Source organism: Oceanobacillus halophilus (assembly GCF_003628505.1).
Taxonomy (GTDB): domain Bacteria; phylum Bacillota; class Bacilli; order Bacillales; family Amphibacillaceae; genus Oceanobacillus; species Oceanobacillus halophilus.
The window spans coordinates 48,821-69,686 of record NZ_RBZP01000011.1 but is presented as its reverse complement, the minus strand read 5'-3'; the positions used below and the strand labels follow the sequence as shown (position 1 = coordinate 69,686).

Below are 20,866 nucleotides of genomic sequence, written 5' to 3'. Positions count from 1 at the left end.
ATTTAGTATATCGAAAAGGAGGGAAACAAGATGGCGATAAAAAAATTCAGACCAACATCAAATGGTCGTCGTAACATGTCTGTTTCTGATTTTGCTGAAATCACTACAGACACACCGGAAAAATCCCTGCTAAGCCCATTGCACAAACGTGGCGGGCGTAACAATCAAGGGAAATTGACGGTTCGTCATCAAGGTGGCGGTCATAAGCGTCAATATCGTATTATCGATTTCAAACGTGACAAAGATGGTATACCAGGACGCGTTGCTACAATCGAATATGATCCAAACCGCACAGCTAATATTGCTTTAATCAACTATGTTGATGGAGAAAAACGTTATATACTAGCACCAAAAGGACTTCAAGTAGGTCAGGAAATTGAATCTGGCGATAACGCAGATATCAAACTTGGTAATGCACTACCATTAGCGAACATTCCAGTGGGTACGGTAATTCATAACGTTGAGTTAAAACCAGGTAACGGCGGACAATTAGCACGTTCTGCTGGAGCAGAAGCTCAGATTCTTGGTCGTGAAGGGAAATATTCTCTTGTACGTCTAGCATCTGGGGAAACACGTTTGGTATTAAGTACTTGCCGTGCTACAATCGGTCAGGTAGGAAACGTAGAACACGAACTAATCCGTGTTGGTAAAGCAGGCCGCTCTCGTTGGTTAGGCAAACGCCCAACAGTACGTGGATCTGTTATGAACCCTAATGATCACCCACACGGTGGTGGTGAAGGCCGCGCGCCAATTGGACGTAAATCACCAATGTCACCTTGGGGCAAACCTACACTTGGATATAAAACACGTCAACGCAACAAACCGTCTGATAAATATATTGTTCGTAAACGTAAAAAATAAACAAAAGAACAGACGGGAATTAAGACCCGTCTCTCACTTGCGGAAGGAGGTTTATCCATGGGTCGTAGTTTGAAAAAAGGACCTTTTGCAGATGACCATTTATTGAAAAAGATTGATGTATTAAACGAATCAGACAAGAAGCAAGTAGTTAAGACTTGGTCTCGTCGCTCAACAATCTTTCCTCAATTTGTAGGTCATACAATCGCAGTTTATGATGGACGTAAGCACGTTCCTGTATACATTACCGAAGATATGGTCGGACATAAATTAGGTGAATTCGCGCCAAGCCGTACGTACAAAGGGCATGCTGGCGATGACAAGAAAACAAAACGCTAATGAGAGGAGGCTTACCCAATGCAAGCTAAAGCCGTTGCAAAAACTGTTCGTATTGCTCCTCGTAAGGTTCGTTTAATTGTTGATCTAATTCGAGGAAAGAACGTAGGTGAAGCAGTTGCGATTTTACGTCACACACAACGTGGTGCTTCCCCAGTTGTAGAGAAAGTATTAAAATCTGCTATCGCAAATGCAGAACATAATTATGAAATGGACCCAGATAATCTAATGATTTCTGAAGCATATGTAAATGAAGGTCCAACATTGAAACGTTTCCGTCCACGTGCACAAGGACGTGCAAGTAGAATAAACAAGCGCACAAGCCACATTACAGTGGTTGTAACAGAAAAGAAGGAGGGATAGTTAGTGGGTCAAAAAGTAAATCCAACAGGTCTTCGCGTAGGCATTATTAAAGACTGGGAGTCAAAATGGTATGCTGGTAAAGACTATGCAGACTTACTACATGAAGATATTAAGATCAGAGAATATCTTGAAAATCGCTTAAAGATTGCTGCTGTTTCTTCCATTGAAATCGAGCGTGCGGCAAATCGTGTTAATATCACTATTCATACTGGGAAGCCAGGAATGGTTATTGGTAAGGGCGGTTCAGAAGTAGAAGCTCTTCGTAAATCTTTAAATGCATTAACTGGTAAAAGAGTTCACATTAATATTGTAGAAGTTAAAAAAGTAGATCTTAACGCTAAATTAGTAGCAGATAATATTGCTCGTCAATTAGAAAACCGTATTTCATTCCGTCGTGCACAGAAGCAAGCAATTCAACGTGCTATGCGTGCTGGAGCAAAAGGGATTAAAACAATGGTTTCTGGACGACTTGGCGGAGCAGATATCGCTCGTGCGGAACATTATAGTGAAGGAACCGTACCACTACACACTTTGCGTGCTGATATTGACTATGGTACTGCAGAAGCAGACACTACCTATGGTAAATTAGGTGTTAAAGTGTGGATCTATCGTGGAGAAGTCCTTCCAACTAAAACCGAAAAATAAAGGAAGGGGGCAAAAGCATTATGTTAATGCCTAAACGTGTAAAACATCGTAAACAACATCGTGGTAAACTAACCGGCCAAGCAAAAGGCGGTACAACTGTATCATTCGGTGAATATGGTATTCAAGCAGTAGAACCTGCAAGAATCACTAGTCGTCAAATCGAGGCAGCTCGTATTGCGATGACTCGTTATATGAAACGTGGCGGTAAAGTTTGGATTAAAATTTTCCCAGACAAACCGTATACTAAAAAACCCCTAGAAGTTCGTATGGGTTCTGGTAAAGGTGCTCCTGAAGGTTGGGTAGCAATGGTTAAACCAGGAAAAATTTTGTTTGAAATTGCAGGTGTGCCTGAAGAAGTTGCACGCGAAGCGCTGCGTCTTGCTTCTCACAAGTTGCCTATTAAAACTAAATTTGTAAAACGTGAAGAAATTGGTGGTGAAAACAATGAAGGCTAATGAAATTAGAGATCTAACCACTGCCGAAATTGAACAAAAAGTAAAATCACTAAAAGAAGAACTATTTAATTTACGCTTCCAGTTAGCAACTGGTCAATTAGAAAACACTGCACGCATTCGCGAAGTGAGAAAAGCAATTGCGCGTATGAAAACTGTTATTCGTCAACGTGAATTAAACGTTAATAACTGATTCAAGAGAGGAGGTTAGCCTCGTATGACTGAACGTAATAATCGTAAAGTTTATACTGGTCGTGTCGTATCAGATAAAATGGATAAAACTATTACAGTAGTAGTTGAAACCTATAAAAACCATAAATTATATGGTAAACGAGTAAAGTATTCTAAGAAGTTTAAAACTCATGATGAAAACAACCAAGCAAAAGTTGGAGATGTTGTACGCATCATGGAAACTCGACCACTTTCAGCAACTAAACGTTTCCGTCTAGTTGAAGTCGTGGAAGAAGCAGTAATTATATAATAAGTCGGCTCCGAATGTCCGAAGGGAGGTCACAGTGTTATGATTCAACAAGAAACTCGATTAAAAGTTGCAGATAACTCTGGTGCTCGTGAATTATTAACCATTAAAGTATTAGGTGGCTCAGGTCGCAAAACAGCTAATATTGGTGATGTTATTGTTTGTTCCGTAAAACAAGCAACACCAGGGGGCGTTGTCAAAAAAGGTGACGTTGTAAGAGCTGTAATTGTTCGTAGTAAATCTGGCGCTCGCCGTAAAGATGGATCATATATTCGTTTTGATGAAAATGCTGCCGTAATTATTCGTGACGATAAAAGTCCAAGAGGAACTCGTATTTTTGGACCAGTTGCACGCGAATTACGTGATGCTAAATTCATGAAAATCGTATCTCTAGCTCCAGAAGTTCTATAAGCTTATAAATTGACTTGTCAAGGAGGTGCGTAAAGCATGCATGTAAAAAAAGGTGATAAAGTTAAAGTATTGTCTGGTAAAGATCGCGGTAAAGAGGGCGTTATTCTAGAAGCATACCCTAAGAAAGAACGCGTTCTTGTAGAAGGTGTTAACATGATCAAAAAACACGCAAAACCTTCTCAAGAAAACCCACAAGGTGGAATTCTAAACATTGAAGCACCAATTCATGTTTCTAATGTATTACCAATAGATCCAAAATCCGGTGAACCAACTCGTGTTGGATATGAAATACGTGACGGAAAGAAAGTCCGAATCGCTAAAAAATCCGGTGAACTTTTAGATAAATAATTCGCTGGCGGAAGGAGGGCGACATGATGAACCAATTAAAAGAACAATACAAAGATGAGATTGTACCATCTTTAATGAATAAATTTAATTACGAATCTGTAATGCAAGTACCAAAAGTAGAAAAGATTGTTATCAACATGGGTGTTGGTGACGCAGTACAAAACTCTAAGGCTTTAGACAGTGCTGTTGAGGAACTATCTTTAATCTCTGGTCAAAAACCACTTATTACTCGTGCTAAGAAATCCATTGCTGGATTCCGTTTACGTGAAGGTATGCCAATCGGTGCGAAAGTTACACTTCGTGGCGAGCGCATGTATGAATTCTTGCAAAAACTAATTGCAGTATCACTTCCACGTGTACGTGATTTCCGTGGTATTTCAAAAAAAGCTTTTGATGGTCGTGGAAACTACACATTAGGTGTTAAAGAACAACTAATTTTCCCAGAAATTAATTATGATAAAGTTAATAAAGTTCGTGGTATGGATATTGTTATTGTAACAACTTCTAATACTGATGAAGAAGCGCGTGAACTTTTGGCTCAACTAGGCATGCCTTTCCAAAAATAAGCTGAGAGCTAATACAAGGAGGGAAAATTGTGGCTAAAAAATCGATGATTGCGAAACAAAAACGCCCACAAAAATATCAAGTACGTGAATACACACGTTGTGAACGTTGTGGCCGACCACACTCTGTAATTCGTAAATTTAAACTTTGCCGTATTTGTTTCCGTGAACTTGCCTATAAAGGTCAAATTCCTGGTGTCAAAAAAGCAAGTTGGTAATCCCCGATTCGGGAAGGAGGTATTTTAGTAATGACTATGACAGATCCAATTGCAGATATGCTAACTCGTATTCGAAATGCAAACATGGTTAAACATGAAAAATTAGAACTACCAGCGTCTAAAATGAAACAAGAAATTGCTGATATTCTTAAACGTGAAGGATTCGTTAAAGATTATGAAGTGATTGAAGATAACAAGCAAGGTGTTCTGCGTATTTTCCTTAAGTACGGTCCAAATGAAGAAAAAATCATTACTGGTATTAAACGTATTAGTAAACCAGGATTACGTGTATATGCTAAAGCTAACGAAGTACCTCGTGTACTAAATGGTCTAGGTATTGCTATCGTTTCAACTTCTAAAGGAGTGCTATCTGATAAAGAAGCACGTTCCCAAGCAGTTGGCGGCGAAGTAATGGCATATGTTTGGTAATTAATTTTTATTTAGAGGAGGTGCAATGAATGTCTCGTATAGGACTTAAGCCGATTGAAATTCCTGAAGGTGTTGAAATTAAACTTGATGGAAACACAATGACTGTTAAAGGACCTAAAGGTCAATTAACAAAAGAATTACATCAAGATATGAAAATTAATATAGATGGTAATGTTCTTACTGTTGAGCGTCCAAGCGATAACAAAGAACATCGTGCGCTACATGGTACAACACGTACTAGCGTTAACAACATGGTAGAAGGTGTAAGTAAAGGATTTGAGAAATCTCTTGAAATCATTGGGGTTGGTTACCGTGCGCAAAAACAAGGTAATAAAGTTGTTATCAATGCAGGATATTCACACCCTGTAGAAATTGATGCAATTGAAGGAATCGAAATTGATGTACCTAAAAATACGGAGCTTACTGTTAAAGGTATTGACAAACAGTTAGTTGGTGCAGTTGCAGCTAATATTAGAGCAATTCGTCCACCAGAACCTTATAAAGGCAAAGGTATCCGTTATGCTGGTGAGTATGTACGCCGCAAAGAAGGTAAAACTGCTAAGTAAGAATAGATAGAAGCAGAAAGGAGTGACGTAGATGATCACAAAACCAGACAAAAATGTTGTACGTAAAAGAAGACATAATCGTGTTCGCAGAAATTTAGCTGGAACTACGGAACGTCCTCGTTTAAACGTATATCGCTCAAATAAGCATATCTATGCTCAATTAATAGATGACACAACTGGTGTAACAGTTGCAAGTGCTTCTACAAAAGATAAAGACCTAAACATGGAATCAACTGGTAACGTTGAAGCAGCAAAACAAGTCGGAGAATTGATTGCTAAACGTGCTCAAGATAAAGGATTCAAATCAGTTGTTTTCGACCGTGGAGGATATCTTTATCATGGACGTGTAAAAGCATTAGCTGATTCAGCTCGCGAGGCAGGATTAGAATTTTAATCAAAGAAGGAGGGAACCCCTTAAATGAATACAAGCATTGATCCGAACAAACTAGATCTTGAAGAACGTGTTGTTGCGGTAAACCGTGTATCGAAGGTTGTAAAAGGTGGACGTCGCATGCGTTTCGCTGCGATCGTAGTGGTTGGAGATAAAAACGGTCATGTAGGTTTTGGTACAGGTAAAGCACAAGAAGTACCAGAAGCTATTAAAAAAGCAGTAGACGACGCTAAGAAAAATTTAATTTCTGTACCGATGGTTGGAACTACTATTCCACATGAGGTTAATGGTAGATTCGGTTCTGGTAAAGTACTCATGAAACCAGCTACAGAGGGTACTGGAGTTATCTCAGGTGGACCTGTTCGTGCTGTCTTGGAATTAGCAGGAATTGGTGATATTCTTACTAAATCCTTAGGTTCAAACACACCAATTAATATGATTCGTGCAACAATTGAAGGCCTAACTCAATTAAAACGCGCTGAAGATGTTGCAAAATTACGTGGTAAGTCAATAGAAGAACTGTTAGGATAATAAGGAGGGAAATATTATGTCTAAAAAATTAGAGATCACCCTCACACGGAGTGTTATTGGCAGAAAAGAAAAACAGGTTAAAACTGTTGAAGCATTAGGTCTTAAAAAGATTCGTCAATCCGTTGTTTTAGAAGATACTCCATCTGTACGTGGTATGATAGATAGAGTATCTCATCTAGTAACGGTGAAAGAAGTTTAATAAACATTAGTGTAAAGAGGAGGTGCTCACATGAAACTGCATGAATTAAAAGCTGCAGAAGGAACTCGTAAGAACAGAAATCGTGTCGGTCGTGGAACTTCTTCAGGTAACGGTAAGACTTCTGGAAGAGGACATAAAGGTCAAAAAGCTCGTTCAGGCGGCGGCGTACGTCCAGGATTCGAAGGTGGGCAAATGCCATTATTCCAACGTTTGCCAAAACGTGGGTTCACAAACGTTAATCGTAAAGATTATGCTATTGTTAACCTAGAAACCTTAAATCGTTTTGAAGAAGGCACAGAAGTTACTCCTGAGCTATTACTTGAAGAAGGTGTCGTAAGCAAACTGAACGCAGGCATTAAAGTGCTTGGTAAAGGTGCTATCGAGAAGAAACTAACAGTAAAAGCTCATAAGTTCTCTACTTCTGCAAAAGAAGCTATTGAGGCAGCGGGCGGTAAGACTGAGGTGATCTAATGTTTCGTACATTCTCCAATTTTTGGCGCGTTGCTGACATTAGACGGAAAATAATCTTTACATTATTAATGTTAGTTGTCTTCCGTCTAGGTACATTTATACCAGTACCATTTACAAACAATGACGCTATTGATTTTATGAACAGCCAACAAAATGTGTTTGGATTCCTAAATACATTTGGTGGTGGAGCGTTACAAAACTTCTCTATATTTGCAATGGGGATTATGCCATACATTACAGCATCGATCATCATGCAATTATTGCAGATGGATGTCGTTCCTAAGTTTACAGAATGGAAAAAGCAAGGTGAAATGGGTAGAAAGAAAATCGCTCAGTTCACTCGTTATTTCACAATTGTATTAGCATTTATCCAAGCCATTGCTATGTCTATCGGTTTTAATGCTTTAGCTGGAGGCTTATTAATAGAGAATCCTAACTTTATGAAGTTTCTTGTCATTGCTATTGTGCTAACAGCCGGAACTGCATTTTTAATGTGGTTGGGGGAACAAATTACAGCACATGGTGTTGGTAATGGAATCTCTATCCTAATCTTTGCTGGTATCGTAGCAGCAGTCCCAAATGGCGTAATGCAGTTATATAGCCAGTATTTCGTAAATCCTGGCGATCAGCTGTTTATCAATATTATCATTGTTGCTTTAATTGCTTTGGTTGTTGTAGCCGTCATTGTTGGTGTTGTATTTGTTAACCAGGCATTGAGAAAAATACCTGTTCAATATGCAAAAAAATTAGTTAATCGTTCTCCGGTTGGTGGGCAATCAACACATTTACCTCTAAAAGTAAATGCTGCAGGAGTTATTCCAGTAATCTTCGCAATTGCTTTTATCATCGCACCAAGTACGATTGCTAGTTTCTTTGAAGGGCAGGTTGCAGCAACAATTGCACAAATATTTGATTACACACAACCAATCGGTATGTTAATCTATGTAGTGCTAATTATTGCATTTACGTATTTCTATACATTTGTTCAAGTTAATCCTGAACAGATGGCAGAAAACTTACAAAAACAAGGTGGATATATTCCAGGTATTAGACCTGGTAAGAATACAGAGACTTATTTAACTCGGGTTATTAATCGTTTAACCTTCGTTGGAGCAATTTTCTTAGCTGCTGTTTCTGTATTACCTATGATTCTAGGTGGTCTTGCTAATCTACCGACCGCAGTACAAATCGGCGGCACAAGTTTACTAATCGTTGTAGGTGTTGCGTTACAAACCATGAAGCAACTAGAAGGTCAGTTAGTGAAACGTCACTACAAAGGATTTATTAAGTAATTTCCTGCTGCCAATGAGAGCGAGTGATAAGGATGAACTTAATATTAATGGGATTACCTGGTGCTGGTAAAGGCACACAGGCCGATAAAATAAATGAAAAGTATAATATTCCACATATCTCAACTGGAGATATGTTCCGTTTAGCAATAAAAGAAGGCACGGATCTTGGAAAGAAAGCTAAGGAATTTATGGATCAAGGGGAACTTGTTCCGGATGAAGTTACAATTGGAATTGTTAAAGATCGTTTAAGCAAAGATGATTGTAAAAATGGATTTCTATTGGATGGATTTCCAAGAACGATTGCTCAAGCAGAAGCATTAAAACAACTTCTTGCTGAAATGAATCAATCCATTGATTATGTAATACATGTAGATGTACCGGAAGAAAAATTAGTGGAGCGTCTAACAGGTCGTAGAATTTGTCCTACATGCGGAACTGCTTATCATGTATTATTCAACCCTCCAAAACAAGAGGGACTGTGTGATAAAGATGGTGCAGAGTTAATTCAACGGGATGACGATAAACCTGAAACGGTTAAAACACGTTTATCCGTTAACGTGGAACAAACTCAACCGTTACTTGATTTTTACGATGCAGAAGGGTATCTTGTTAAAGTAAATGGAGATCAAGAAATTGATAAAGTCTTTCAGGATATTCAAGGTTTCCTAGAAAAATAACATGTATAATCGCGATTAACTCTGAAAAGATGCATTCTTTATAGCTAATCGTTATAATAAGTGTGAAAGTATAGGAAAACTCATGTATATAGTGACTAATGGTGACAATCAAACTATAGCCTAAGTGCAGGTGATCTTGTTGAACGAAGGTGATTCGATTCCGCTTTTGGGTCAAGTTGTTCGTATTTTGCAAGGACGTGAAGCGGGTCAATACATGATTATTATAGAACTAGTAGATGATCGTTTTGTCTTGCTAGCAGATGGGGAGAAACGAAAAACGAATCGACCAAAGAAGAAGAATCTACATCACATTGAGATGATGGATTACATTTCCCCAGAAGTCCAAAACAGCCTTCTAGAAACTGGTCGTGTCACAAATGGGAAATTACGGTTTGCCATATCTAAGTTTATGAGTGAGATTGTGACTGAACTGAAGAAGGGAGATCTACACGATGGCGAAAGATGATGTAATTGAAGTCGAAGGTACTGTAACCGAAACATTGCCTAATGCAATGTTTAATGTAGAACTTGAAAATGGCCATACAGTATTGGCACATGTTTCTGGTAAAATTCGTATGCATTTTATTCGTATCTTACCAGGTGATAAAGTAACGGTTGAACTTTCTCCATATGATTTAACAAGGGGACGAATTACGTACCGTTATAAATAATACTGCTCCGATATAAAAGGAGGTAAACTGATGAAAGTAAGAGCATCTGTAAAACCAATATGCGAAAAATGTAAAGTTATTAAACGCAAAGGTAAAGTAATGGTTATTTGCGAAAATCCTAAGCATAAACAAAAACAAGGATAAAACAAGGAGGTGCTAAAAGTTAATGGCACGTATTGCAGGTATTGATATTCCACGTGAAAAACGTGTAGTAATCTCACTAACATATATCTATGGAATCGGCAAAACAACTGCACAGAAAGTCCTTAAAGAAGCTGGCGTTTCAGAAGACACTCGTGTACGCGATTTAACCGAAGACGAATTAGCTAAAATCAGAAAAGCTATCGACGAATATACAATAGAAGGTGACCTTCGCCGTGAAGTATCACTTAACATTAAACGATTGATCGAAATCGGTTCTTACAGAGGACTTCGTCATCGCCGTGGTTTACCAGTTCGTGGTCAAAATACAAAAAACAACTCACGTACTCGTAAAGGTCCACGTAGAACAATGGCTAACAAAAAGAAATAAGTAAAGGAGGTTAACTTTAATGGCACGTAAAACAAATACTCGTAAACGTCGTGTGAAAAAGAATATAGAATCAGGTATTGCTCATATCCGTTCTACATTCAATAATACAATTGTTACAATTACGGATAAGCAAGGGAATGCTATTGGCTGGAGTTCTGCTGGAGCACTAGGCTTTAAAGGTTCTCGTAAGTCTACTCCATTTGCTGCACAAATGGCTGCTGAAACTGCTGCTAAATCTGCAATTGAAAATGGTATGAAGACTTTAGAAGTGACAGTTAAAGGTCCAGGAGCTGGACGTGAAGCTGCAATTCGTTCACTTCAAGCAGCTGGTTTAGAAGTTACAGCTATTGTGGATGTAACGCCAGTTCCTCATAATGGTTGTCGCCCACCAAAACGTCGTCGTGTTTAATTTTACCGTATAGAATTTGTCACCCTGTCTATAATGGGTTATGATAGCTAAAATAATGGTGATATGGTTTGTGTTCAGAAATTGGCTTATTATTTAGCCTTTGAATCAGCATATACAAGTCACTTACAGCATCTATGATAAACAGTACGTATATATTAAGGTAGTGCAGAAACGCCAACTGCCTATTTGAGGAATTTCGGTTAGACATATGTCTAGCCGGGGTTTCGACGTTTTAAAGGAGGGTTTTATTTAATGATAGAAATTGAAAAACCAAAAATTGAAACGGTTGAAATCAGCGATGATGCTACTTTTGGAAAATTTGTAGTCGAACCGCTTGAACGTGGATATGGTGCCACTCTAGGAAACTCCTTGCGTCGTATCTTACTATCCTCACTTCCAGGTGCTGCTGTTACATCCGTTCAAATCGACGGGGCACTTCATGAGTTTTCAGCGATTGATGGTGTAGTAGAAGATGTAACACAAATAGTTTTAAATCTAAAAAAATTAGCTTTGAAAATCTATTCGGATGAACCTAAAACATTGGAACTTGATGTGCAAGGTGAAGGAAATGTTACTGCACGTGACCTCACTTATGATAGTGATGTAGAAGTTTTAAATCCTGAACTTCATATTGCTACATTAAACAGTAAAGGTAACTTGCATATGAAAGTTACAGCAGAACGTGGTCGTGGCTATCGTCCAGCAGAGGAAAACAAACGTGACGATCAAGCAATTGGTGTCGTTCCAATTGATTCTATTTTTACTCCTGTATCTAGAGTTACTTATCAGGTTGAAAATACACGTGTTGGGCAAGATGCTAACTTTGACAAGTTAACATTAGATGTTTCAACAGATGGTAGTATTCGTCCTGAAGAAGCAATTTCCTTAGGGGCAAAAATAATCACAGAGCATTTCAATATCTTTGTCGGATTAACAGATGAAGCGCAGAATGCTGAAATTATGGTTGAGAAAGAAGAAGACCAAAAAGAAAAAGTAATGGAAATGACAATTGAAGAATTGGATCTTTCTGTTCGTTCTTATAATTGTTTGAAACGTGCTGGAATTAATACTGTTCAAGAACTTGCTAACAAGTCTGAAGAAGATATGATGAAGGTACGCAACTTAGGTCGTAAATCACTAGAAGAAGTTAAAGTTAAATTAAATGAACTTGGCTTAGGTTTACGAGAAGACGACTGATTATGGCAGTCACCTAGAGTTTTTTGAGAAAGGGAGGGTTAGTCCATGGCTAGAAAATTAGGACGTAGAACAGATGCCCGTATGGCACTTCTTCGCAATCTTGCTTCTGATTTAATCATTCATGAACGTGTTGAAACAACAGAAGCAAAAGCGAAAGAATTAAAATCTATTGTCGATAAAATGATTACATTAGGTAAACGTGGAGATCTTCATGCACGTCGTCAAGCTGCTGCATACTTGTACAACAAAGAGGCTGATGAAGAAAGCAATGTTGTTCAAAAATTATTTGATGATGTTGCTGCACGTTATGAAGATAGACAAGGTGGATATACACGTGTTCTTAAACTTGGTGAACGCCAAGGTGATGGAGCAAAAATGGCTATCATTGAATTAGTTTAATGATGCAACATGCGGCAAGGGCAGGACTCAATTCTCTAACGAGGTGGATCCAAGCCCTTTTTTTGTACATTAGGAAAATACCATCTTAGGTTGTTGTTAATGGAAGATATATCGTAATATGTATAGAGTGCGAATTACCTTAATTCAGAATACTGCTTAACACCGCTACGGAAATACACTACGCGCACCTTAGGGCGCTGCTGAGCCTACTCCGAGCTGTAGTCTCATCTAGGCTTTTCATCCCGCAGGACAAGGAAGGCTGCGAGAGCGAAACATCGCACCCAGAAAAAGTGGTTTTCTTTTTCAAGGAGTCTCCGTGTATTTCCTCCGCTAAGTTCCAGCTCTACTCTGATTTAAACTAGAAAAATCCCGTTTTTACGAGGTACAGCTACCCAAACGGGTCATTATGGACTTTAGCTTTAAAATATCTAGAGCATGTAACATAGCGGAGGTAGAATACGGAGACTCCTCGAAAATAAAGGGCAATTTTCTTCGTGCGATGTAACGCTGTCGAAGTATTCCTTGTCCTACGGGAATAGCACGTGTCCAGACCTGAGCAGCGGTGGTCTTTCCGCGAGGAGGCTGAGGCCGTGCCTGTGGAAAGCGAAGTATTCTGCCGGAGCGAATCGCAGTACTAAACATTCATAAGTGTAAGCGAGAGCTACACTATTCTTAATCCAATATTTTCGCACTTTCCATCAACTCAAAGAAAAAAGCAAGAATATATCCAAATTGAGAACTAAATGTTATCGTACTAATTATAAGTGCAACTAAAGCTATCACCGTCGAATAGACTTGGCTAAGTCTTAGCAGGGGGACTACTATATGTCAACTAATTTAATAGAATTTAAAGATGTTTCTTTTCGTTATGGAGAAGATCAACCCTGGGTATTAAAGAATGTTTCGTTTACGATAGATGAAGATGAATGGGTGGCTATTATTGGTCATAATGGTTCCGGTAAATCTACTATTGCAAAATTGATTAATGGCTTACTCTTTCCACAAGAAGGTGAAATATTAATTGATGGGAAAAAGGTAACGGAAGATTCTATTTGGGATATACGGAAAGATGTAGGGATGGTTTTTCAAAATCCAGATAATCAGTTTGTTGGTGCAACGGTGCAAGATGACGTTGCTTTCGGGATGGAAAACCGAGGTATATCAAGAGAAACAATGGTAGAGCGTATAGAATCAACCTTAAATGCGGTTGGAATGAAAGACTACCTTCTCACAGAACCACACCGTCTTTCTGGAGGCCAAAAACAGCGTGTAGCAATAGCTAGTGTTTTAGCTATATCACCTAAGGTACTAATTTTAGATGAAGCAACAGCTATGCTCGATCCTAATGGGCGCAAAGAAATAATGCAGACTGTATCTGGTCTACAGGATAGACAGGGACTTTCCCTTATTACAATAACTCATGACTTGCAGGAAGTGGTTCAAGCAGATCGCGTCCTTGTGATGAATGGAGGCCAAATTTGGGATGAAGCAGAACCTAGAAAAATCTTTGCTAAGAAAGAGGAGCTAAGAGAGATTGGTTTAGATGTTCCTTTTGTTGCAATATTAGCTGATGCGTTATTGGATGCTGGGATTACGATTGCACATGAACCCCTAAACCACGAAGAATTGTTGGAGGATCTATGGACATTACATTCGAAAACGTAACCTATATTTATCAAAAGAATAGCCCATTTGAACATAAAGCATTAGAAAATCTGTCCTTGCACATTGAATCAGGATCTTATGTAGCTGTAGTTGGTCACACTGGTTCTGGTAAATCAACACTGATTAGTCATCTTAACGGCTTATCCATACCTACAGAAGGGAAAGTCAAAATAGGAAAATACGCCCTTTCAGAAAATGAAAAAATAAATGATATGAAAGAGTTAAGAAGTAAAGTTGGTGTTGTATTTCAATATCCAGAACATCAGTTATTCGAAGAAACTGTGGAAAAGGATATTGCATTTGGCCCAGAGAATTTTGGTGTTCCTAAGAATGAAATTAAAACCCGTATACAGAAGATTATTCCTGCTGTGGGACTATCAGAAGATTTATTAGAGAGGTCCCCGTTTGATTTGAGTGGGGGACAAATGAGACGGGTAGCAATTGCAGGAGTATTAGCAGTTAAGCCAGATGTTTTAGTTCTTGATGAGCCAACAGCTGGATTAGACCCGCGAGGCCAAAAAGAAATGATGGATATGTTCTATCAATTGCATAAAGAACAAGGTACTACCACGATACTAGTAACTCATAGCATGGAAGATGCACTTAAATACGCAGATCATGTCATTATACTAAATAAAGGAACAAAATATATGGAAGGTAAACCAGAAGATGTCTTTGTTCAGAGAGAGGCTCTAAATCGTGTTCAACTGGATGTACCAGAAATTGTTCAATTTATAAGTGAGTTTAATGAAAGGTTTGATACAACGATTCCTTTTCAAAACCAATCGATGACTGAATTGGCACAAATGATTCAGCGAACATTGAAAGGGGCTGAATCACCTTGAATAACTCGTTAATTATTGGGCAATATGTGCCTGGAACTTCCATCGTACATCGTCTGGATCCAAGAACGAAGATTACCATTATCTTTTTCTATGTCTTTATCGTTTTTTTTGCTAATAATCTCCCAAGTTATGGGATTTTAATTTTATTTGCGCTAGCCAGTACATTTATCTCTCGAGTACCAATTCGATTCATCATGAAGGGATTAACGCCAGTTTGGTTTTTAATTATTTTCACGTTTATTTTGCACTTATTTGTTACAAAAGAAGGAACGGTAATCTTTGATTTTTGGATTTTTAAATTTTATTCTGGTGGTGTTATTCAGGGGATTGCCATCTCCATTAGATTCTTTTTATTAATTCTAGTAACGTCATTATTAACGTTAACAACAACACCTATTGAAATTACCGATGCAATAGAAGATATGTTGCGCCCTTTAAATAAAGTGAAATTCCCTGTGCATGAACTTGCGCTAATGATGTCTATATCTTTACGATTTATTCCTACACTTATGCAAGAAACAGACAAGATATCCAGAGCTCAAGCATCACGAGGTGTAGATTTTAGAACAGGTCCTGTTAAAGAACGAATTAAAGCAATTGTCCCTCTTTTAGTTCCTCTGTTTGTGAGTGCCTTCAAACGTGCAGAAGAGCTTGCAATGGCTATGGAAGCACGTGGTTACCAAGGTGGTCACGGTAGGTCAAAATTAAGAGAGTTAAAGATTGAGAAAATTGATATACTCGTTTATTTCGTATTTTTAGCGGTTATTACCGTATTATTGCTAACTAGAACCTATGGGTAAGGAAGGCTGTTATGAAATGGGAAGACTGAGATGTACTTTGCAATATGATGGGACCTTATTCAATGGTTTTCAAATACAGCCAGGTCAAAGAACAGTTCAAGGGGAATTAGAAAAAGTATTAGCAAAAATGCATAAAGGGAGATCTGTTCGAATCGTAGCGTCTGGCCGGACAGATTCAGGAGTCCATGCAAAAGGACAAGTTATTCATTTTGATTCATTTCAGCGTATACCTGGCGAGAAGTGGAAACAAGCATTAAATGCCCAGCTACCATCTGATATATATATTAATCACGTAGAAAGTGTCTCAGATGACTTTCATGCACGTTTTAATGTAGTAGAGAAAGAATACCACTATTACGTCTTAAATCAAACACAGCCTGATATATTCAAGCGGAATTACGTCTATCATTTTCCCTATAAACTAGATATCGAGAAAATGAAAGAAGCATGTCGTTATCTGGAAGGCACCCATGATTTCACAACATTTTCTTCAGCAAAGGCTACAGTGAAAGGTACTAAAGTACGAACGATATACCAAGCTAGTGTCTGGAATAATGGTTCAGAGATTGAGTTTATTTTCCGTGGTAGCGGCTTTTTGTATAATATGGTAAGAATTCTTGTAAGTGTCTTATTGGATGTTGGGCAAGGAAAACGTAATCCTGAGGATATACCTGACTTATTGGAAAAAAGGGACCGTCGCCTTGTAGGCAAAACTATTGATCCACAGGGGTTGTATATGTGGAAAGTAAAATATAACGATGTAGAAAAAAACACCTGATAAACTTGACAACAGGCCCACATGTGTTATATTATGATTTATGGCATTTTATTTCTTAAAAACCATGATTAGCCCCGGAACTAATTATGTTGACAGATAAGAATAAATATAAATTTGAAACGATTTAGTTAATATGGAGGGAAAACTATCATGCGTACAACTTTCATGGCAAATGAAAATAATATCGAACGCAAATGGCTTGTTGTGGATGCAGAAGGCCAACGTCTTGGTCGTTTAGCAAGTGAAGTTGCTGCTATCCTTCGTGGAAAGCATAAACCAACTTACACTCCACACGTTGATACTGGTGATCATGTTATCATCATTAATGCAGAAAAAGTAGAATTAAGTGGAAACAAAATCAATGACAAAATGTATTATAATCACTCTGGACACCCAGGTGGCTTAAGAGGTCGTAATGCAGAAGAAATGCGTTCTAAGTATACAGAAGAAATGATTGAACGTACCGTTAAAGGTATGCTTCCTAAAGGCTCTTTAGGTCGTAAAATGGGTAAAAAACTACATGTATTCAGAGGTTCTGAACACAATCATCAAGCACAAAAACCAGAAGTCTATGAACTTCGCGGGTAATTAAAGGAGGTAAATGATTTTGGCACAAGTACAATATTATGGAACAGGTCGTCGTAAAAGCTCAACTGCTCGTGTACGTTTAGTACCAGGAACAGGTAACATTAAAATTAATGGTCGTGATGCAAGAGACTATTTCCCATATGAAACTCAACTTCTTATTCTAAATCAGCCTCTAGCTGCTACTGAAACAGAAGGAACATACGACGTATTAGTAAACGTTGATGGTGGAGGTTTCACTGGTCAAGCAGGTGCTATCCGTCACGGTATTTCTCGTGCATTATTAGAAGCAGATCCTGAATATCGCGCTACTTTAAAACGTGAAGGATTCTTAACTCGTGATGCAAGAATGAAAGAACGTAAGAAATACGGTCTTAAAGGCGCTCGTCGTGCACCTCAGTTCTCAAAACGTTAATATATCTACGTTTCAAGGCTCTTTTCACTTTTGTGGAAAGGGTCTTTTTCATGCATAAATAGAGCTTGTGACCACATTTTGACCACGAGAAAAATCTTGACCACAACTTATAGCTCAATATATTTCTGAAACTTTTGTGCAGTTTGTTCTTTTACATGGTCTGTAACGTGTGTATAGATGTTCATGGTCATTTGGATATCGGAGTGGCCTAATCGTTCCTGAACCTCTTTTATAGTTGCACCTGCTTCAAATAATAAAGAGGCATGGGTGTGACGCAAGCCATGTATAGTTATTTCATGAAGATTATATTTTTTAATTACTGATTTTAATTTATCGTTAGGATAAGCCAAACGAAGCGGTAAGCCATTATCCCTTGTGAATACAAGATTATTTTTTTCCAATATGCTAGAACTAGCCAAATTTGCTTCTATTAGCCTTGTACGCCATTTTTTTAATAATGAAAGGGATTTAGTGTCTAAACTAATTAAACGCTTTGAGTGTGCTGTCTTTGGCTGCTGTAGGTAATGCTTACCGTTATTAAAGAAAAGTGTCTTACCGAATCGAATTGTTTTTGCATTAAAGTCGATATCATCCCATGTAAGTGCCAAGACCTCGCCTTTACGAGCACCAGTATAAATTAAAAGATGAAATAGTAATTGATCACGCTGTGGTAGATCACTATTTGCGATTTTAAGGAATTTTTTTATTTCATCCTTTTTCCAATAATTTCTTTCCTCCACATATTTAGTGTCCGCTATCAGCTCTTCTTTTCTTTTAGGAATAGTTACATATTCCATTGGATTCTTTGATATAAGATCCATCTTTACTGCATATTTAAAAACTTGATTCGCTTGTATTTTGTAATCATTAACAGATGCAATGTTTTCTGCTATTTCATTAATAACCTTTTGACAATAGAGTCTGGTAATTTCTTTTATTTTTAGACTACCAAATTTAGGGAGCAAGTATTTCTTAAATTTTGACTCAATGGTTTTCTTTGTACTAGGTTTTATAGTTTTAGAATGGTTTTCAAACCATTGTTTATAAACCTCCTCAAAAGTTAGGTTATTATTATTGATTAATAAACCATTTGTTATTTCCTGTTCTAGTTTAGTTGCTGCTTCTTGTGCTTCTCTTTTTGTCTTAAATCCTCTACGAGTGGAAGTTTGCCTCTTTCCAGTTTCAGGGTTTATTCCTGTATCCATCTTAAACATCCACATTTGGCCCTTTTTTGTTGTGTACTTTTGAAATGAAGCCATTTTATTATCCCTCCTTTGGATTTTGCCTTTCGGTGTATATTTCAAATAACTCATTAAAACTTTGGTCCATTTTTTCCTTTTCCTTTAGAAACCTTTTTGCATATTCATACTTGTTATCAGCGATTTCCAAAATTCCAAGCCCCAATCCCTTCTTAATATTAGAAATGGATTCAAAAATCTTATTTAAGGTTTCTGCTTCTTTATGATTCTTTGATCTAGGAATATCGTAAGTTAATCCAGTCAATTTATTATGCATATTGAGTATTAACTTCTTGGTTTCAGGTTCAGCATAATCTAGTACATTAGATATATTGTTAATGTTATTCATCAAAAGAAATTCATCATAATTTCTTGCATCCTTATAGCCGGTTAGATAATCAACAGAAACACCAAAGTATCTAGCCACTTTAAAAATAAAATCTAGTTCTGGCTGTCTATCTCCCCGTTCGTAATTACCTAAAGTAGTAAATGCAACTTCTAGTTCTTCAGCAAGTTCTCTCAACGTCATGCTTTTCTCTTTTCTTAAGTCTCTGATCCTAGTTCCAATCAATTTAATATTCCTCCTTAATGAGTAGTTACAAGTTAATATTACACATAATGAATACAAAAATCAACTTGAATTACTCAAAATGAGTTGTTATTATTAATTTGTACACAAAATGAGTAAATGGAGGGTGAGAAAATGGATTGTACAGTTGAAATAACACAAAAGAGGTACTTTAAAATTGATGGGGCTAAGATACGAATTGCACGTGTAAGAAAAAATTGGACAATATCTAAGTTAGCCGCTGAGTCAGGGGTTACGAGAAAGACTATCGGAGAAATAGAAAGAGGTAATAAAAAAAGAGTTCGCCATTCTACTATTCAGCAGATTGCACAAACACTTGAGAAGGATATTAATTTTTTCTGTACTCATATTGAATTAAAGGGGGTAGATGTAAGTGAATTTTAAATTGGAATTACCTAGTGGAACAATACTAGTGGATAAAAAGGAATTAAGGGAAGTCCTACATGAAGTATTGACTGAAGTTAATGAGGGAGATGTGTATGAGGAAGTTATGACAATTCGTGAAGCAGCGGAATATTTAAAGGTAAGTGTTCCTACTGTTCGTAAAATGATAGTAGAAAAGGAAATCCCATATTTTCAAAGGGGACAAGTTATCCGCTTGAATCGAAAAGAATTACAAAATTGGATGAAGCAAAGTTCGAGTTAATAATAAAACAAATATCGAAGTGGGTGAGGTGAATGGCAAATGTACAGTTGGAAAATGGATATACAATGATTGCCAATGAGATATTAGAGGAGATTTCCAAAATTAAATTAAGTCCTACACAGTATCGTTTACTTTTTATTATTTGGCGATATACTTACGGTTTTAATAGAAGATGGCATAATATGTCGCTTTCTTTTCTGAGCAAGGCTACCGGTTGCGATTCTAGGCAAATTCAACGGGAATTAAAAAGGTTAGAAGATAGAAGAGTTATCTTGCAAAAAATTAAATCAGGTAGTTACAGAAAAATTACCTTTAATAAAAATCATGATGAATGGATTGGCAAAACAACCAACGGTAAAAAAGCCAATGGTGAAAAAGACAATAGAACCTTTGGTGAAATTACCAATGAAAGTATTGGTGAAATAGACAACCAAGAAATACATAAAGATAAATCTAAAGAAAGAGATGATCAATTTAAAAAATCTGCGCCATTATTAGAATATGAAAAGGCGTTTGGTAATCCATCAATTGATTGGAAGAATAAACTAGAATATTGGATTAAGAGTAGTAACTTTCATGAACCGGAAGAAATTATCTGTGAAACTATTAATAGGGCTAATATGCATAAACCAGATAACCCTGAGACGTATATTAATGCAATTCTAAAAAAGCTACACGACAAAGGGCTGTATACACTAGCTGCTGTTGAAGATTATAATTATCACTTTGATACTAGATTGAAAAATAAAAAAGATGGTGGAGTTCCGCGCCTAAAAGATATGTTCAGTAACCAAGGTAGAAATAAAATAGTTACCAAAAAAGATATAAGAGAGATTGAGGTGTTGGAAGAAGAACTCCCTTTTTAGGAG

37 protein-coding genes are annotated in these 20,866 nt (G+C 37.4%); 35 read left to right on the top strand and 2 right to left on the bottom strand.

Translation table 11 applies throughout. The annotated features are described in order from the left end of the window. Positions 1-30: 30 nt before the first annotated feature. From rplB to rpsI, 32 genes are all read left to right on the top strand, one after another. Positions 31-861 carry a 50S ribosomal protein L2 gene (rplB, locus tag D8M06_RS13260; RefSeq protein ID WP_121204884.1) on the top strand — a complete coding sequence of 277 codons (831 nt, stop codon included), beginning with the start codon at positions 31-33 and terminating at the stop codon, positions 859-861. A 57-nt stretch (positions 862-918) separates the two neighbouring features. Further along, positions 919-1,197, top strand: coding sequence for a 30S ribosomal protein S19 (gene rpsS / locus D8M06_RS13255; RefSeq protein WP_121204883.1), 279 nt, complete (start codon positions 919-921; stop codon positions 1,195-1,197). Positions 1,198-1,215: 18 nt separating this feature from the next. Then, positions 1,216-1,557 carry a 50S ribosomal protein L22 gene (gene rplV, locus D8M06_RS13250; protein WP_121204882.1) on the top strand — a complete coding sequence of 114 codons (342 nt, stop codon included), beginning with the start codon at positions 1,216-1,218 and terminating at the stop codon, positions 1,555-1,557. Positions 1,558-1,560: 3 nt separating this feature from the next. Next, on the top strand, positions 1,561-2,202 hold the full coding sequence (gene rpsC, locus D8M06_RS13245; RefSeq protein ID WP_121204881.1) for a 30S ribosomal protein S3: 642 nt from the start codon (positions 1,561-1,563) through the stop codon (positions 2,200-2,202). A gap of 20 nt (positions 2,203-2,222) precedes the next feature. Next, a complete protein-coding gene (rplP, locus tag D8M06_RS13240; RefSeq protein WP_121204880.1) occupies positions 2,223-2,657 on the top strand; it encodes a 50S ribosomal protein L16 in 435 nt (144 codons plus the stop codon). Next, a complete protein-coding gene (gene rpmC / locus D8M06_RS13235; RefSeq protein WP_047185895.1) occupies positions 2,647-2,847 on the top strand; it encodes a 50S ribosomal protein L29 in 201 nt (66 codons plus the stop codon). Before rplP ends, rpmC begins: the two co-directional genes overlap by 11 nt. 24 nt (positions 2,848-2,871) lie before the next feature. Beyond that, on the top strand, positions 2,872-3,135 hold the full coding sequence (gene rpsQ / locus D8M06_RS13230) for a 30S ribosomal protein S17 (RefSeq protein ID WP_121204879.1): 264 nt from the start codon (positions 2,872-2,874) through the stop codon (positions 3,133-3,135). A 39-nt stretch (positions 3,136-3,174) separates the two neighbouring features. Beyond that, complete coding sequence (gene rplN, locus D8M06_RS13225; RefSeq protein ID WP_121204878.1) at positions 3,175-3,543, top strand: 50S ribosomal protein L14; 369 nt, start codon at positions 3,175-3,177, stop codon at positions 3,541-3,543. 36 nt (positions 3,544-3,579) lie between these two features. Further along, positions 3,580-3,891, top strand: a complete 312-nt coding sequence (gene rplX / locus D8M06_RS13220) for a 50S ribosomal protein L24 (protein ID WP_121204877.1) — start codon at positions 3,580-3,582, stop codon at positions 3,889-3,891. A gap of 26 nt (positions 3,892-3,917) precedes the next feature. Further along, the gene (gene rplE / locus D8M06_RS13215) at positions 3,918-4,457 is read left to right on the top strand and encodes a 50S ribosomal protein L5 (protein ID WP_121204876.1); all 540 of its coding nucleotides are present in this window, start codon (positions 3,918-3,920) and stop codon (positions 4,455-4,457) included. Positions 4,458-4,486: 29 nt separating this feature from the next. After that, positions 4,487-4,672, top strand: coding sequence for a type Z 30S ribosomal protein S14 (locus D8M06_RS13210; RefSeq protein ID WP_019375521.1), 186 nt, complete (start codon positions 4,487-4,489; stop codon positions 4,670-4,672). A gap of 30 nt (positions 4,673-4,702) precedes the next feature. After that, the gene (gene rpsH / locus D8M06_RS13205) at positions 4,703-5,101 is read left to right on the top strand and encodes a 30S ribosomal protein S8 (RefSeq protein WP_121204875.1); all 399 of its coding nucleotides are present in this window, start codon (positions 4,703-4,705) and stop codon (positions 5,099-5,101) included. A 29-nt stretch (positions 5,102-5,130) separates the two neighbouring features. Beyond that, entirely contained in the window at positions 5,131-5,667 is a 537-nt protein-coding gene (gene rplF, locus D8M06_RS13200; protein WP_121204874.1) for a 50S ribosomal protein L6, read from the top strand. Between the two features lie 31 nt (positions 5,668-5,698). Then, positions 5,699-6,061, top strand: a complete 363-nt coding sequence (gene rplR, locus D8M06_RS13195) for a 50S ribosomal protein L18 (RefSeq protein WP_121204873.1) — start codon at positions 5,699-5,701, stop codon at positions 6,059-6,061. Positions 6,062-6,085: 24 nt separating this feature from the next. Next, positions 6,086-6,589, top strand: coding sequence for a 30S ribosomal protein S5 (gene rpsE / locus D8M06_RS13190; protein WP_121204872.1), 504 nt, complete (start codon positions 6,086-6,088; stop codon positions 6,587-6,589). A 16-nt stretch (positions 6,590-6,605) separates the two neighbouring features. After that, entirely contained in the window at positions 6,606-6,788 is a 183-nt protein-coding gene (gene rpmD, locus D8M06_RS13185) for a 50S ribosomal protein L30 (protein WP_121204871.1), read from the top strand. Between the two features lie 30 nt (positions 6,789-6,818). Further along, positions 6,819-7,259, top strand: coding sequence for a 50S ribosomal protein L15 (rplO, locus tag D8M06_RS13180; protein WP_121204870.1), 441 nt, complete (start codon positions 6,819-6,821; stop codon positions 7,257-7,259). After that, positions 7,259-8,551: a preprotein translocase subunit SecY gene (gene secY / locus D8M06_RS13175; protein WP_121204869.1), complete on the top strand. Its 1,293-nt coding sequence runs from the start codon at positions 7,259-7,261 to the stop codon at positions 8,549-8,551. Before rplO ends, secY begins: the two co-directional genes overlap by 1 nt. Positions 8,552-8,583: 32 nt before the next feature. Continuing rightward, positions 8,584-9,228, top strand: coding sequence for an adenylate kinase (locus D8M06_RS13170; protein WP_121204868.1), 645 nt, complete (start codon positions 8,584-8,586; stop codon positions 9,226-9,228). A gap of 139 nt (positions 9,229-9,367) precedes the next feature. Beyond that, on the top strand, positions 9,368-9,694 hold the full coding sequence (locus D8M06_RS13165; RefSeq protein ID WP_121204867.1) for a KOW domain-containing RNA-binding protein: 327 nt from the start codon (positions 9,368-9,370) through the stop codon (positions 9,692-9,694). After that, complete coding sequence (infA, locus tag D8M06_RS13160; RefSeq protein WP_010095735.1) at positions 9,681-9,899, top strand: translation initiation factor IF-1; 219 nt, start codon at positions 9,681-9,683, stop codon at positions 9,897-9,899. Before D8M06_RS13165 ends, infA begins: the two co-directional genes overlap by 14 nt. 30 nt (positions 9,900-9,929) lie before the next feature. Next, positions 9,930-10,043 (top strand): 50S ribosomal protein L36, encoded by a 114-nt coding sequence (gene rpmJ, locus D8M06_RS13155; RefSeq protein WP_010095733.1) that lies wholly within the window; start codon positions 9,930-9,932, stop codon positions 10,041-10,043. A gap of 22 nt (positions 10,044-10,065) precedes the next feature. Continuing rightward, a complete protein-coding gene (rpsM, locus tag D8M06_RS13150; protein ID WP_121204866.1) occupies positions 10,066-10,431 on the top strand; it encodes a 30S ribosomal protein S13 in 366 nt (121 codons plus the stop codon). Between the two features lie 19 nt (positions 10,432-10,450). Continuing rightward, the gene (gene rpsK, locus D8M06_RS13145; RefSeq protein WP_121204865.1) at positions 10,451-10,840 is read left to right on the top strand and encodes a 30S ribosomal protein S11; all 390 of its coding nucleotides are present in this window, start codon (positions 10,451-10,453) and stop codon (positions 10,838-10,840) included. Positions 10,841-11,092: 252 nt separating this feature from the next. Then, entirely contained in the window at positions 11,093-12,037 is a 945-nt protein-coding gene (locus D8M06_RS13140) for a DNA-directed RNA polymerase subunit alpha (RefSeq protein WP_121204864.1), read from the top strand. A gap of 45 nt (positions 12,038-12,082) precedes the next feature. Continuing rightward, positions 12,083-12,436 (top strand): 50S ribosomal protein L17, encoded by a 354-nt coding sequence (gene rplQ / locus D8M06_RS13135; RefSeq protein WP_121204863.1) that lies wholly within the window; start codon positions 12,083-12,085, stop codon positions 12,434-12,436. Positions 12,437-13,261: 825 nt separating this feature from the next. Beyond that, on the top strand, positions 13,262-14,101 hold the full coding sequence (locus D8M06_RS13130; protein WP_121204862.1) for an energy-coupling factor ABC transporter ATP-binding protein: 840 nt from the start codon (positions 13,262-13,264) through the stop codon (positions 14,099-14,101). Next, a complete protein-coding gene (locus D8M06_RS13125) occupies positions 14,077-14,946 on the top strand; it encodes an energy-coupling factor ABC transporter ATP-binding protein (RefSeq protein ID WP_121204861.1) in 870 nt (289 codons plus the stop codon). The genes D8M06_RS13130 and D8M06_RS13125 overlap by 25 nt, the downstream gene beginning before the upstream one ends. Further along, the gene (locus D8M06_RS13120; protein WP_121204860.1) at positions 14,943-15,746 is read left to right on the top strand and encodes an energy-coupling factor transporter transmembrane component T family protein; all 804 of its coding nucleotides are present in this window, start codon (positions 14,943-14,945) and stop codon (positions 15,744-15,746) included. The genes D8M06_RS13125 and D8M06_RS13120 overlap by 4 nt, the downstream gene beginning before the upstream one ends. 16 nt (positions 15,747-15,762) lie before the next feature. Then, positions 15,763-16,524 (top strand): tRNA pseudouridine(38-40) synthase TruA, encoded by a 762-nt coding sequence (gene truA / locus D8M06_RS13115; RefSeq protein ID WP_121204859.1) that lies wholly within the window; start codon positions 15,763-15,765, stop codon positions 16,522-16,524. Positions 16,525-16,674: 150 nt separating this feature from the next. Then, on the top strand, positions 16,675-17,112 hold the full coding sequence (gene rplM / locus D8M06_RS13110) for a 50S ribosomal protein L13 (RefSeq protein WP_121204858.1): 438 nt from the start codon (positions 16,675-16,677) through the stop codon (positions 17,110-17,112). 19 nt (positions 17,113-17,131) lie between these two features. Continuing rightward, complete coding sequence (gene rpsI / locus D8M06_RS13105) at positions 17,132-17,524, top strand: 30S ribosomal protein S9 (protein WP_121204857.1); 393 nt, start codon at positions 17,132-17,134, stop codon at positions 17,522-17,524. A 107-nt stretch (positions 17,525-17,631) separates the two neighbouring features. Here the strand turns inward: rpsI and D8M06_RS13100 are convergent, their stop codons facing one another. Beyond that, positions 17,632-18,729: a site-specific integrase gene (locus tag D8M06_RS13100; protein WP_241558952.1), complete on the bottom strand. Its 1,098-nt coding sequence runs from the start codon at positions 18,727-18,729 to the stop codon at positions 17,632-17,634. Between the two features lie 58 nt (positions 18,730-18,787). Next, positions 18,788-19,333, bottom strand: coding sequence for a helix-turn-helix domain-containing protein (locus D8M06_RS13095; protein ID WP_206613293.1), 546 nt, complete (start codon positions 19,331-19,333; stop codon positions 18,788-18,790). Between the two features lie 132 nt (positions 19,334-19,465). Between D8M06_RS13095 and D8M06_RS13090 the strand changes: the two genes are divergently transcribed. From D8M06_RS13090 to D8M06_RS13080, 3 genes are read left to right on the top strand one after another with little or no spacing between them, the layout of a single operon-like run. Then, entirely contained in the window at positions 19,466-19,735 is a 270-nt protein-coding gene (locus tag D8M06_RS13090; RefSeq protein ID WP_158591794.1) for a helix-turn-helix domain-containing protein, read from the top strand. Then, the gene (locus D8M06_RS13085; protein WP_121204854.1) at positions 19,725-19,997 is read left to right on the top strand and encodes a helix-turn-helix domain-containing protein; all 273 of its coding nucleotides are present in this window, start codon (positions 19,725-19,727) and stop codon (positions 19,995-19,997) included. The genes D8M06_RS13090 and D8M06_RS13085 overlap by 11 nt, the downstream gene beginning before the upstream one ends. Before the next feature lie 32 nt (positions 19,998-20,029). After that, entirely contained in the window at positions 20,030-20,863 is an 834-nt protein-coding gene (locus D8M06_RS13080) for a replication protein (protein ID WP_121204853.1), read from the top strand. Positions 20,864-20,866: the final 3 nt, after the last annotated feature.